We start from the raw sequence: 13,505 nt of genomic DNA on the forward strand, positions 1-13,505 counted from the left end.
ATAGCAATAGCCTCATTAATCAACAAGCATCCTTACAGCAGAGGTATTTGAAACCATATTTTTACTAAAAATGATGAACCTTTTGCTAAGAAATCCTTTTGCGTATATAGTTTTACAATTCATCAGTTAGATTCCATGCGATTTAAAATACTAAACTCATTCTTCCTACCCGTAGCGCTTCTTTTCACCTTAGCAGTCGTTTCTTGTTCTGAAAAGAAGTCAGAAACCACCAAACAGGAAGTGATTTCTGAAAAAGCTACAGAGACAAAAACAGATCAGAAGACTATTCTATTCTTTGGTAATAGCCTCACAGCTGCTTACGGCATCGATCCGGAAGATGGTTTTGCCGGATTGACACAACAAAGGATCGATAGTTTGGGCTTGAACTATCGAGTCATCAATGGTGGATTAAGTGGGGAAACAACCGCAGGTGGAGTTGGAAGATTGGACTGGTTTCTTGAAGAAAAGCCAGATGTCTTTGTATTAGAACTTGGAGGAAATGATGGACTCCGGGGGATCGCGATAAGTGAAACCAAGAAAAACCTGATGCTCATTATCGATAAGGTGCGGGAAAAATATCCTGATACTAAAATCATTTTGGCGGGAATGCAAATCCCGCCTAACATGGGGACAGACTATGCGAGAGAATTCACCGAAATTTACCCCGCTGTAGCACATGAGAAGGACGTAACCCTAATCCCTTTCTTACTTGAAAATGTAGGAGGAATCAAAGAACTAAACCTCCCTGATGGCATTCACCCGACGGAGGAAGGTCATGAAATTGTTTTTGAGACGATCTGGCCTTATATTGAAAAGACCATCGAATAATTACTACACGCAATACTAAAACCCCTTCACACTAGAAGTAAGTATCAATTCTGTCAGAAAAAACATGAAACTCAGTCGATAAGGCTGAGTTTTTTTTGCTCTCAACTGTTTAACTACTATCTTATTCATTTATTCTCAACTCTTGTTCAAATGCGTAAAAATCTATTAATCCTCTTCCTGATAAGTTCGTATTGGCTAATATCCTGTGAGGGGAAAGAGCGTGCCGCAGAAGAGACTCCTATAGAACTTTCCATAGATTTGGTTGACTCCTTGGACTTAGAAATCCTCGGCAATCCTTTGATGGCTTCTGTAAACAAGGAGGGCAGCCTTGTTTCCTTTTTCGATTTTCCCTCTAGCGAGACTATTATCACAAATTCAAACGGTGAAATTCTTGGTCAATTCTCAAAAAAAGAAGATACGCCTGACGCTTATGGGTTCAAACTGGAATTGCCAGTACTTTGGGGAAATGATAGGGTAATTCTAATCGGTATGAAAGGAATATTTATCTACGACCTGAGTGGTACTTTGATCAAAAAAATTGATCATGCTGAAGCTATGGGTAGTGCAGGATCCATGTCAATGCCTGGATTAACAGCTAAAATAATCACACTTGAAGGGAAAGAATACCTTATGACTAAGTCTTTTCGCAGTCGGGACACCTACCCAGGCGAGCAGAAATTCTACGATACCTACAAAGCCGTTGAGCTGGTTGATTTGGGAACTGGAGAAATGCAGGACTTCGGGCCTTTCGAACCAGAGAGCAAATTCCTTGATGGCATGGGCTATGATCAAAGTGATTATGCTCCAGCTTACGATGTGCAAAGCGATAAATTATATCTGTCCCACGGCTCAGATCCTACGCTTTATATTTATGATTTTTCTACAAAGGAGGCAAAACTCGACACTGCTATTTACCTTGATATTCCCGATTTCTATGTAGTGGAGGGCAAACCGAGAACTGAGTTTTCCCCGGGAAGTGTCTCAATTAATGGAGGCACGGCAGCTATCCGGAATATTTTGGTTCAAGACGGGAAAATACTTGTCCACTACTACCCAGGCATAGACCCAAGAATCATAGAAGAAGCAAGGGCACTTTGGAGCTCTGGCCAGGAAGAGGAGGGAGAGGCAATCTATAGCAAAGGATCTTCAAATACAAAACCCGGCATCATGGTTTTTGATGAAAAAACTTTCTCCTTTTTGGGAACACTTGATTTTCCTACTGGTGTAAATCAAGCTGGTTTTATGGCAAGTAATGAATCGCTTTATTTTCAAAGAACACCCGACCCCGAAGTCGAGGAGGATTTTTTAAGAATTTATAAAATGAAACTAACTGAAAAATGATTTACAGACACATTTTAATTGCCTTTTTAGCTTACAGCTTTCTGAGCTGTTCCTCCTCAGAAAAATCCGAAAAAATAGCATCTGAAACTTCAACTGAATGGGAACTCCAAGTTCTTGACTCTATCCATGTGGATTATATGGGAAATATTTCCACTGGAGATTTTAGAGGGGGAATGGGTTTGCTATATGATTATACCGCGAACACAGTAATCAAAATCGATTATGAGGGACAGATCCTCTCCACCAAAGCATTTCCCAAAGACGGCCCAAACTCAATTTCTTTTATCTCCACTGTCAAAATTGATCCAGATGGCGATCCTTATATAGGAGGCCACGATGGCCCTTATTTCGAGTTGAACGAAGATCTATCTGTGAAAAGAAACATCGAAATGCCATTTGCATCCCAATCCTTTGGTGGCCTGATGGATGCGAAATCATTCGAGTTCTGGCAGGATAAAATAATTCTTTACTATACAGGAAGAGATGAAGTGGGACCTTTTACAGAAAATTATTTAAAAGACTATTTCTTGCTGGAAATGCTTAATCCCGCCACTGGAGAAAGCAGTCCCTTAATCCGAACTCCTGAAACCTCAAAATTCAGTACAGGCTTACTCTACGAAAGACCTTCTATATCATTTACGACAGTTGAAAATGACTTATTGCTCTACTTCAACAATGAGCCAAAAGTTCACAGATTTGACCTGCTAGACTCTGGAAGGCACATTGAGACCCTAGATCTTAATCCCACAAAATTCATCGAAGCTCCGGAATTGAAAGATAAATACGAAAACTACAACTACGAAAAACTGGTCGAAGGGAATATTTTTGGAGTATTTTCAGATCAGAAACGCCTCGTAGTCCACTATTCAGAAGGGATTTCAGAGGATGTTTTCAGCGCACAGAACTTTACGTTCCCTGAGGACTTCCCTAGACTAGCTGAATTAAACCAATCCTATTTCAAAGTCTATGAGACTGAAAAAGGCTGGTCAAACGAGATCCCCATTTCTAAAAAAGTTAAGCAAATCTTTGCTATAGAAGACCCAACTCAGCCATTCTTTGCTCTTCGAAACGATGATTACATCGGCGAAGAGCAGGATTATCTTACTTTTTATAAACTTCAATTAGTACAGAAATGAAAAAGAACTACCTACTATTTTCATGCTCAATCCTACTGGCTTTTGCCTGCTCAACTCAGAAAAACGACTCAGAAAACCAGTCCACCACATCCAATGAATGGGAGCTTCAGATCGTGGATTCTATACAGGTTGATTATTTGGGAACAGTGGATGGAGGAGATTTCAAAAATAATGAAGGAGTTATATTTAATTTCAAAGAAAACAAGCTGATCAAATTTGATGACTCAGGAAAAATACTTCATGAACAATCCTATCCTAAGGAAGGACCTGGAAAAGTTCAATATCCAACTCAAATTAAAATCCGCGAAGAAGGTGATATTCTGGCCGCAAGTTTCATCGGTTGGCTATATGAGATAAACCCAGACTTATCATTTAAAAAGGAGATTAAACTTGAATTCCCTACCGAAGCTAAAGACGGAGGTGGGCTATTGAAAAACCTTGACGTATGGAATGGGAAAATTATCTCATATTACCCAGGTAGGGATGGCGCCAACCCGTATGGCCCGCATTTTTTTAGAGACCATTATTTACTTGAAAAAATTGATGCTGACAAAGAGACATCCGAACCAATCATTAGGATACCAAACACCTCTCGGTATTCCACTGATAAGTATTACGAACGTCCATTTCTCCAATTCGTAGTTTTAGAAAACTACCTATACCTAGCATTGGAAAACGAGCCATTGGTTCATGTGTACGACCTTTCTCAAAACAATGAATATTTACATACATACAATTTTGAGCCAACAAAATTTTTAGACAATGGAGAGCACTCCAAACCCTATGAATACATTTCTTTTAGTAAAATGAGAGACGCTAGTATCCAACAATTCTTCCCAACCGAACAAGGAATTTTTGTGCTTTATACAGAAGGGATTTCGGAAGAAATATATGCCCAGTATGAATTGAAAAAACCAGAAAACTTTCCTCAGCACAAGGACCATCAAAGACAGATTATCAAAATTATAAACCCTGATTCTACGCTTTCCAATGAAATAGATCTCTCCTATAGAATCGGTAGAATCTTAAACATAGAATCCCTCTCAAAACCTTTCTATGCCCTACGAAATGATGATTACATCGGCGAGGAGCAGGATTATCTTACTTTTTATAAACTGAAACTCGTTCAGAAATGAAAAACCTAACCTATTTATATTTCCTCCTTTTTGCTCTCACAACACTAGCCTGCTCAGGTGAAAAAGAAGAAGCCAAACCCTCCACTCCTTTTTCGGAACAAAACTTTGAATTCGAAATTTATGATTCTCTGGTGGTGGATTATTTAGGGAATTTACACATGGCAGACATAACTGAAGATGGCAAGACCTTCCTGCTCATTGACCAGCGAAAAGACACGCTTTTTGTCATTGATCGGGAAGGAACCATTCTGAGCAAATTCAGAAGGCTTGGAGATGGTCCAGGTTTCTATCAAGACTATCGATTGGTCCTGCCCAACTTCTTAAGCTCAGAAGAGATCATAGTTCCAGCTGCAAGAGGTTTTTACCTGTATTCACTTTCCGGTGAACCTACCAGATCTTTTTTGCCTGAATTTACCCCCTCAACTTCCCTAATTGATGGATTCAATACAAATTTGGTCGTACATGATAACCAAGTCATGTTTCCATGGGAAGGCCGACTCTCAGATGAATTAGGAGTGGATGGGAAAGAATTTCAAATGGCCTCCCATCGGGTGGAAGTTTTGGATTTAGAAAGCGGCAAATTTACCCCAGCTATACCATTTCCAGAATCATCTAAATTCAGAACTGGAGAAAAAACTTTTTTGAATATAAATTACCGCACTATAATCTCATCAAGCCCTGACACACTGTACCTCACTTTCCGTAATGAACCGGTGATTTACAGTTATTCTTTTTCGGACTTAAACACCCCATCGTCCATCTACCAAATCCCCTTTGATGAATTCATCCAAAAGGAGCCAAAAGACGAAGAGCACTTTGGAGCTTACGACATGAAGGATATCTATGTGGGAATGATTCATAACTTCCACCCGACAGAAAAACAACGGTTTTTGATCTCATATAGCAGAGGACTGACAGATCAGGAGTATAAAGAAGTCTTTGCCTTGCAGGCTTCAGACCCTGAGGAGTTTAGGCGTAAGCTAATAGAGACAAACACTAATGGACAGGTTCTATTTGATGGAAAATCCATCTCCCAAATCATCAGTAAGCCAGAATCTCTAGGCTTTACCTTCAAATTCATCTCTGAAGAGGAAATCTGGTTCACCCCTAATTTTGAATACACCGAAAAAGACTACTCGGTGATATACAAAACACGAATAGTGGAGAAGTAAATGACCAATTCTCAATTTTCAAACTCAATGATCAGGTAGTTTACGAACCTTCGTTGCTTTTTGGCGAAAAATTCTTGCCCTTAGAATTCCCCTTTTCAGTCCATCTTCTGGAGAAGCAGGACAACAGACAGACAACAACCGATAAAACTGTGGCCTTTTCGTCAAACTTTGTCCCCACTAGGGCTAAAGCAAGCGCATAAAAAATCCCGATTGATGAATTTCAATCGGGATTTTTTTGAGTTTTGAGGTTTTAGAATAACCTAAAACCAACAGAAAGGATCCATTGATTCACCCGCTGATCTGTGCTGAACTTCCCCATGCTCCCTGTAATCTTATCCAATGAACTTTCGTATTTGGCATCAATGATTAGGTTTCCTATATCCAAGCCAAGGCCAGCCTGATAGCCAATAGTAGCATCTTCAAACTTGGCATTTTGAACCGTCTGACCTGCATCTTTCAGCTCAGAATTGACATTGATACTTGCTATGGGACCAGCTTGAATTCTTAGCACCTTAAACATCTTTAATCCCACCATAAGCGGGATATCCACTCGATTAAAATCTGCTTCATAGTCCTTAATTGGCGCATCTGCCGGATTAAAGGTAAACTGACCTTGGGTCTGCGTGTACAAAATCTCAGGCTGTAAATAAAGCGGACCTAGTCCTATTCTAGCGAATAATCCTACATGGTAGCCAAATTTAGAATCTCCGTTTTTGAAATCATCACTTTTGAGATCGAGCTGTGTTTGGCTTAGACCTACTTTTGGACCAAAAGCGAAGCCCTGCGAATAGCCCGTCAGCGCAAATGCCAACAGAGCCAGAGAAAGAATGAGTTTTTTCATGGTTTTATGATTATTGGTTTAGTAAGCTTAGTAACGAAGTTTTTTAAGAAAAATTAGCAATTCCCTTGCCAACAAGGAAAAATCAGGTAAGAGGTTTGATTTGAAAAGTAATCAGTGATCAGTATTAAGTAATCAGTTTTCGAACCAACCTACTAAATAGAATATTCACCCAAGATTAGAAAAAGTCAGAGTTGTGCCCTCCGCGTGTACTCCGTGAGCTCTGTGGTTATACACTTGAAATAAAAAAAGGAAGCCCGAGGACTTCCTTTTTAAGTTCTATAACAATGAGGTTATTTTATGCAGCTTGGGCTGTACCGAACACTCCGACCATATTTAGGATGAGTAAAATAATAACGATTGGACATATCCACTTTACGAAGAATATCCAACCAACTCTGAAAGGCCCTTTGAACTTTGGAGCTCCTAATTTTAGCTCATCAGCATAATCAGAAATCTTTGATGCCCAACCTGTGTAAAGAGCCAGCATCAAACAAATCACGATCACCGCAAACGTACCGAACACAAAGTCCATAATTCCGAAGAAACCTTCTAACCTATTTCCAAAGAAATTGATGTGCAGATTAGCAAAGAATGTACCTGGGATTTGAGATAAAGCAGATGGTACAGAAAGTGCCATTGCAGCCAAACCTATAGTCCAAGTTGCTTTTTTTCTACCCCACTTTCTATCGTCAATCATATAGGCTACAGGAACTTCAAGCATTGAAATAGTAGACGTTAAAGCTGCTACCATTAATAGGATAAAGAAAAGCGCTCCGACCACATGTCCACCTGGCATAGCTGCAAATACCTTTGGCAACACATCGAAAACCAGTGCGGGACCTGCTGCTGGATCCTTGCCAGGAAGTAGTGCAAATAGTGCAGGAAACACCATTAATCCTCCCAAAAGAGCAACTGAAGTATCCATACCTGCAATCCATCCTGCTGATTGAATGATATTAGATTTCTTAGGCAAATAAGAACCAAATGTGATCATTAGACCCCATCCCACCGACATAGAAAAGAATGCTTGACCAAGTGCCTGAAGTATAACTGCAGGATTGATTTTGCTGAAGTCAGGCTTCAAATAGTACTCAATACCGGCTCCTGCGCCTTCCAAGGTAACGGCTCTGCCAGCAATGAAAATGATGATAATAAAAAGTACCGGCATCAAGAATTTAGATGCTTTTTCAATACCTCCTGATACTCCACCCAACACAATCAGGATGGTCATCAATATAAATATAAAGGTCAAAGGAATCACATACAATGGAGTCTCCACAAACTCCGCAAAGTCAACAGGAACATTGATGATTTCCGTGATAATATAGCCGACAGTCCAGCCCGCAATAACGGAATAGTAACTAAAAACGAAAAAACAGACTAGCACACAGAGAACGCCTGCAAGCTGCCAAAACTTATTTCCTCCTGTGTCTCGTATAGCTCCGATTGGGTTTTTACCAGATTTTCTACCAAGTGCTATCTCGTTAAATAGTAGCGGTAATGCTATAAACAGCACACATAAAATATAAACAAAGACAAAGGCTCCGCCTCCATTTTCACCCACTAAATAGGGGAATCTCCAAATGTTCCCAAGACCTACGGCAGAACCGGCTGCGGCCATTATGAATCCTAAACTAGAACCAAATTCGCCTCTTTCTTCGGTTTCGTTGATTGATGCCATAAGTTATTTTAAAGTTAAATTAGGGTGTATAAACTGCTTTTTAAGAGCGGGCTAAGATAATTTGTTTTGCCAAAATACCAATTGCCGTTCGGAAACTTTTCGGTTCGAAACCAAGCTGTTCTCGGGCTTTTGTGATTACAAAACCTGTTTTTAAAGGTCTTTTTGCTGGTTGGGTAAAAGTGGTTGAATCTGCCCGCTTGATTAAATCCTTATTCAAACCAAAATAGTCTGCGGTGATATTTGCCATTTCATAAGGAGTCAAAAAGTCTGGCCCCGAGATATTAAATATTCCTTCGGCTTCTTTCTCAGCGATCAAAATACATCCTGTTGCTAAGTCCTCAGCAAGCGTTGGGGTGCGGAACTGATCATCAACAACTTGAATTTCTTTGCCAGCTTCAAGAGAGGATTTCACCCAAAGCACAATATTGGATCGACTCAAGTCATGTGCAATCCCAAATACCAACACAGTTCGTGCTATTGCCCATTTGGTCTTAGATGCCATGACCAACTGTTCAGCTTCAAGTTTGGTCTCGCCATAGTAATTTACAGGTGCAGCCTCAGCATTTTCGTCCAACGGACCTTCTACTCCAGAGAAAATAAAATCTGTGGAAACGAAAATAAAATGAGCTTTTGCGGCTTCCGCTGCTTTGACTAGGTAAGCTGTAGCATTGACATTGGAATCGTAGCAAGCTTCCTGATTCAACTCACACTGATCAACATGAGTCATTGCGGCACCATGAATAATGATATCTGGCTTTATTTCAGCCAAGGTTTTCTCTATTTCATCTGCATTCGTAATCTCCAGAGACACATATTCGAATCCATCTCCAGGTAATCTGCACTCACCTTTGCCACTGGCGAAAATCTGAAAATCCCCTTTTTCGACTAATTGAGAAACAAGCTTTTGACCCAGCAAGCCATTCGCTCCAGTGATAAATATCTTTTTCTTATTTGCCATCTGGGTAGCTGTAGCCATATTCCTTTTCAATTTTCTTTCGGGACATTTTCTCCACTTTCACCGTCATATAAACCGGCTCAACTGGCCTATCTCTAGTGTTTGTAGTAGTATTTGAAATCTCCTCGGCCACTTCCAATCCTTGGATTACTTCTCCAAAAACGGTGTATTCCTTGTCCAAATGCGGTACTCCACCCACGGTTGTATAGGCTTCGATTTGCTCTTTGGTATAATCCTTTGTCAAGTTCACATTGAGTGACTTTTCCAGTTCATCTCTTTTGGATAGAATCAAATTGGTCAAGCTATCGAACTTCTGTTCATTATAAAGGCGGATGTATTGATTTTTCAATTCCTCCTGACTACCCAGCTCCATGTACTTCATCAGCGACTTTTGAAGCTCCTTCATGTCAGTCGTCAATTCCAGTTCATCGTAAACTTGCCCGATAGTGATATAAAACTGTGAACCATTTGAGCGACGCTCTGGATTGATTCCATCAGGCTGACGTGCGGCAGCGATCATCCCTTTTTTGTGGAAATATTTCGGTCTAATTTCAGCTGGTAAGGTTGGCCATTCCTGAGGTGGAAGATTTTCTTTTGTAAAAACATCTCCACCTTGAATCATGAAATTCTTCATCACCCGCTGGAATTCAGTAGAGTCAAATCTCCCCGCTTCTGCTAGTTTGATGAAATTGGACTTATGCTCAGGCGTATCGTCAAAGAGAACGGCCACTATATTCCCGTGACTTGTTTCAATTGTAATCACATAATCTTTCTCTGCGGCACAGGCAAAGGAGCTCGCGCAAAGAAAAAGCACAAGTAAGGTTCTTATAAATTTCATTTATTGAGTGTTTTTTTGATTTGATCCAGTATGACTTTCCCGCCCGCAGCAAAAACCTTATTTGCAAGCTCCTGACCGAGTTTTTCTGGATTGGCAGAGTCGCCTTCCACAACGATGGAAATCCGCTCTTTCCCATCCAAACTCACGATCCCACCTTTTAGGCTTAGCTGATCTCCTTCAAGATTTGCTAACGCAAAAACAGGAATACTACAGCCACCTTCCAAAACTCTCAAATAAGCTCGCTCGGCACGAAGTCTCAAGGAGGTTTCCAGATCATTGCAGGCTTTAGTTATCTTCGCTTTTAACACAGAATCCAATTTTTCAGCGACTTCGATAGCGACGGACCCTTGACCAACTGCCGGAGTGAATTCATCCAAATCCAACTCCTCAACAATCATGTGATCATATTCCATCCGATGCGCTCCTGCATAGGCAAGCAATAGCGCATCACAAAGTCCCTCTTCCATCTTTCGGATTCTAGTTTGCAGATTCCCACGTACCTCCACAGTTTTCACATGTGGGTAAAAATGCTTCAAGGTAGATACTCGACGGGTAGAAGAAGTCCCTAGCACAACTTCCTTCCGCAGAGAAACAGATTTGTCGTGAGAGACAAGCACATCATTTTCTTTTTCACGCTCAGTAAACGCTATGATTTCAAAACCATCTGGCAAATTGGACTGCATATCCTTAGCGCTGTGAACAGCGATATCGATCCGTCCGTCCAACAATTGATCTTCCAATTCCTGTGTAAAAACCCCCTTGCTACCAATCTTGGCAATGGAAACGTCCAGAATTTGATCTCCTTTGGTGTCGATGATTACAATTTCAGTACTCAGACCAGCTTTTTGTAAAAGCTCCTCTACATGGTACGCTTGCCAAAGCGCCAATTTACTTCCGCGCGTACCTATTTTCACTTGGTTACTCATTGACTCGATATTTTCATAGGGCGCTTATTCACGCCTTCTTCTATAAATTTAATGATGGAACCTGCCACATCGATTCCTGTAGCTTTCTCTATTCCTTCAAGTCCAGGAGAGCTGTTCACTTCCAGGATCAATGGGCCTCTCGCCGACTGAAGCATATCTACTCCAGCCACGTCCAAACCCAGCGCTTTTGCAGCACCCAATGCAGCAGCTTTTTCCGCACGACTTAGCTTGATTACAGTAGCTTTACCTCCACGGTGAAGATTAGATCTGAATTCACCTTCAGCTCCTTGGCGTTTCATCGCTCCTACCACTTTGCCATTGACGATGAACGCTCGGATATCTGCTCCTTTGGCTTCTTTGATGAATTCCTGAATAATAATTCTCGCTTTCAACCCATGAAATGCTTCAATCACGGACTGACTTGCTTTTCGGGTTTCTGCTAAAACTACACCTAGCCCTTGAGTTCCTTCAAGTAATTTTATGATAAGTGGCGCACCGCCCACATGCTCAATTATTTGCTTCTCTCCACCTTTGGAAAAATTGGTGAACGCTGTTTTGGGCATTCCAAGCCCAGCACTTGACAAAATTTGTAAGCTTCTCAGCTTGTCTCTGCTTCGTACAATCGCCTGGGAATTTACTGCAGAAAAAGCACCCATCAATTCAAACTGACGAACCACAGCCGTCCCGTAAAACGTAACTGAAGCTCCAATTCTTGGGATAATTGCATCAATATCAGTTAGTTTTTCGCCTTTATAAATAATGGAAGGCCCTTCCTGCTCTATGATCAAATCACATATACTATGATTTACAATCAGTGCCTCATGACCTGCCTTTAGAATTGCTTCAAAAAGTCTCTTTGTAGAATATAAATTTGGGTTCCTGGAAAGGATTGCAATTTTCATCTGTTTAAAATTGAATTTTATGGTCATCCTGATTGCTATCGGGAGGAATCTCGCAAAGAACAATCATTCTTTGAAATGTAGCTTTCGTTTTGCTCGATTTCATTAGAAAATTATTATATGGTGTGAGTCCCGTCTATGACTCGTAACGTGGATCAGGAAATATGTTATTTTACTCTGTATGCTCTGGCCAAATTGACCTTTGACACATCCACAAGAAAACGATTTTTTAAGATCTTTCGCCCGAGAAGTATTGCATTTCTCATACTTGACCGATCTGATAATGTAAATTCTGCCGAATAACTTTCACCTGCTAGCTCAAAGGTAGTTTCTATCAAGTATCGGACTTCAGCATGGCCAAAAGAATTTTTTACTTTTTTCTCTCTGAAGTGCTCAAAGGTAACCATTTCTCCAGTGTAGGATTTATGCCCAGGCAGCAAAGGGTGAAACCTTAAAATCCTTTTACCATTCTCCTCAACCACTTCTAAGTTCTCCGCGTGAATGCTACTTGTATATGCACCAGTATCAACCTTAGCCCAGACTAAATTCAGACCTAATTTGGGAAGTGAGATTTTCTCTTTTCTACCTATTATTTTCTGATCCATATCAGCTGATTTTAGCCATTAATCTAGTCACGTTCATAGATAAATCTGTGAAGATAAACTTGGCGTTACCATTTCTTTCCAAGTGATAATGAGCTGTATTGAAATCACCATACAACTTGCCTACATGCTCCTCTTTGAGGATTTTCCCAGAGATATTATTCACAAATGTACGGTCCTCATCATGCGTCCGTAGCAACTCGTCCAAACCCGCGTTTTTTAAAAGAATCTCTCGAAGCACATTTAAGCCTGTCAGCACAAGTGATTTTTGCGCCTCTTTATCAGATTTGTGAAAATCATCTGCGAGCCCAAAAATGCTTTTGAAATCTGCCTTGTAGCAGGACAAAAACCATTCTCTGATTTTTCTCACCTGCAAATCTTCTACCTGATCTACGAGACGATAAGCCTCTCTAAGATTTCCATCAGCAAGCATCGCAATCTGATCCGCAGAAGCCTCGTCACATAGGCCTTTAGCGATAAGATGATTTCTCACCTCTTCGTCCGCAAACCCCCTTATCGTTACTTTTTGAGTTCTGGAAAGGATCGTCGTAAGCAACTGGTCGGCAGCCCCAGTAACCAGGATAAATAAAGTTTTAGGCTGCGGTTCTTCCAGAATCTTCAGAAGCGCATTTGCCGCAGACGGATGAAGAAACTCTGGTGCCCAAATCATCATAATCTTGTATCCTCCTTCGAAAGACATCAAAGAAAGAGCCTGGATAATTTTGCGAGCTGCTCCTTTGGAGATATTTAATTGTTTCTTTTCGAAATTGTTGAAATAGATAAAATCGTGAACATTTCCGTAAGGCTGCTCCCTGGCAAACTTCCTCCAGCTTGTCAATATGTCCACTTTTTCCTCGTCATCCTTATCATCTTCCTTTGCTTTGGCGATCGTCGGAAAAGCAAAATTCAAATCCGGAATAACTAATCGACTCATTCGCTGGCAAGAAGCACAAGTACCACAGGAATCGGTTTCCCCGGGATTTTCACAGTACAAATAAGTACACAGCGCCAGCGCCATGGTCAAATTAGCCGAACCTTCAGGTCCGTGAAACAACAAGGCATGCGCCAAATGATTGTTTTTGACGGCATTGATTAGGTTTTCTTTGGTTTCGGGAAGTCCCGGTATATCTGCGAATTGCATGAATTAATT

13 protein-coding genes are annotated in these 13,505 nt (G+C 40.8%); 5 read left to right on the top strand and 8 right to left on the bottom strand.

Annotated features, from left to right (window positions below; genetic code table 11):
- Nucleotides 1-135 precede the first annotated feature (135 nt).
- The 5 genes from ACPUEN_RS11790 to ACPUEN_RS11810 all read left to right on the top strand — a co-directional run bounded on the left by ACPUEN_RS11790 (nt 136) and on the right by ACPUEN_RS11810 (nt 5,613).
- Nucleotides 136-828, top strand: coding sequence for an arylesterase (locus ACPUEN_RS11790; RefSeq protein WP_425636071.1), 693 nt, complete (start codon nt 136-138; stop codon nt 826-828).
- Between the two features lie 150 nt (nt 829-978).
- Entirely contained in the window at nt 979-2,169 is a 1,191-nt protein-coding gene (locus tag ACPUEN_RS11795) for a hypothetical protein (RefSeq protein ID WP_425636072.1), read from the top strand.
- Nucleotides 2,166-3,305 (top strand): hypothetical protein, encoded by a 1,140-nt coding sequence (locus ACPUEN_RS11800; protein ID WP_425636073.1) that lies wholly within the window; start codon nt 2,166-2,168, stop codon nt 3,303-3,305. Before ACPUEN_RS11795 ends, ACPUEN_RS11800 begins: the two co-directional genes overlap by 4 nt.
- On the top strand, nt 3,302-4,441 hold the full coding sequence (locus ACPUEN_RS11805) for a hypothetical protein (RefSeq protein ID WP_425636074.1): 1,140 nt from the start codon (nt 3,302-3,304) through the stop codon (nt 4,439-4,441). Before ACPUEN_RS11800 ends, ACPUEN_RS11805 begins: the two co-directional genes overlap by 4 nt.
- Nucleotides 4,438-5,613: a hypothetical protein gene (locus ACPUEN_RS11810; RefSeq protein ID WP_425636075.1), complete on the top strand. Its 1,176-nt coding sequence runs from the start codon at nt 4,438-4,440 to the stop codon at nt 5,611-5,613. The genes ACPUEN_RS11805 and ACPUEN_RS11810 overlap by 4 nt, the downstream gene beginning before the upstream one ends.
- Before the next feature lie 250 nt (nt 5,614-5,863).
- Here ACPUEN_RS11810 and ACPUEN_RS11815 read toward each other — a convergent pair whose 3' ends face one another.
- The 8 genes from ACPUEN_RS11815 to ACPUEN_RS11850 form a co-directional block, all read right to left on the bottom strand.
- Nucleotides 5,864-6,454, bottom strand: coding sequence for a porin family protein (locus ACPUEN_RS11815; protein WP_425636076.1), 591 nt, complete (start codon nt 6,452-6,454; stop codon nt 5,864-5,866).
- Between the two features lie 295 nt (nt 6,455-6,749).
- Nucleotides 6,750-8,135 carry a sodium-dependent transporter gene (locus ACPUEN_RS11820; protein ID WP_425636077.1) on the bottom strand — a complete coding sequence of 462 codons (1,386 nt, stop codon included), beginning with the start codon at nt 8,133-8,135 and terminating at the stop codon, nt 6,750-6,752.
- A gap of 40 nt (nt 8,136-8,175) precedes the next feature.
- Nucleotides 8,176-9,111 (bottom strand): SDR family oxidoreductase, encoded by a 936-nt coding sequence (locus tag ACPUEN_RS11825; RefSeq protein WP_425636078.1) that lies wholly within the window; start codon nt 9,109-9,111, stop codon nt 8,176-8,178.
- Complete coding sequence (locus ACPUEN_RS11830; protein ID WP_425636079.1) at nt 9,083-9,928, bottom strand: peptidylprolyl isomerase; 846 nt, start codon at nt 9,926-9,928, stop codon at nt 9,083-9,085. The genes ACPUEN_RS11825 and ACPUEN_RS11830 overlap by 29 nt, the downstream gene beginning before the upstream one ends.
- Entirely contained in the window at nt 9,925-10,854 is a 930-nt protein-coding gene (gene hemC, locus ACPUEN_RS11835; protein ID WP_425636080.1) for a hydroxymethylbilane synthase, read from the bottom strand. Before hemC ends, ACPUEN_RS11830 begins: the two co-directional genes overlap by 4 nt.
- Entirely contained in the window at nt 10,851-11,756 is a 906-nt protein-coding gene (gene rimK / locus ACPUEN_RS11840) for a 30S ribosomal protein S6--L-glutamate ligase (RefSeq protein ID WP_111610913.1), read from the bottom strand. Before rimK ends, hemC begins: the two co-directional genes overlap by 4 nt.
- Before the next feature lie 164 nt (nt 11,757-11,920).
- The gene (locus ACPUEN_RS11845) at nt 11,921-12,358 is read right to left on the bottom strand and encodes an ATP-dependent zinc protease (protein WP_425636081.1); all 438 of its coding nucleotides are present in this window, start codon (nt 12,356-12,358) and stop codon (nt 11,921-11,923) included.
- Between the two features lies 1 nt (nt 12,359).
- Nucleotides 12,360-13,496 (bottom strand): ATP-binding protein, encoded by a 1,137-nt coding sequence (locus ACPUEN_RS11850; protein ID WP_425636082.1) that lies wholly within the window; start codon nt 13,494-13,496, stop codon nt 12,360-12,362.
- Between the last annotated feature and the right edge of the window lie 9 nt (nt 13,497-13,505).

It is taken from the genome of Algoriphagus yeomjeoni, assembly GCF_049821175.1.
Lineage (GTDB): Bacteria > Bacteroidota > Bacteroidia > Cytophagales > Cyclobacteriaceae > Algoriphagus > Algoriphagus yeomjeoni_A.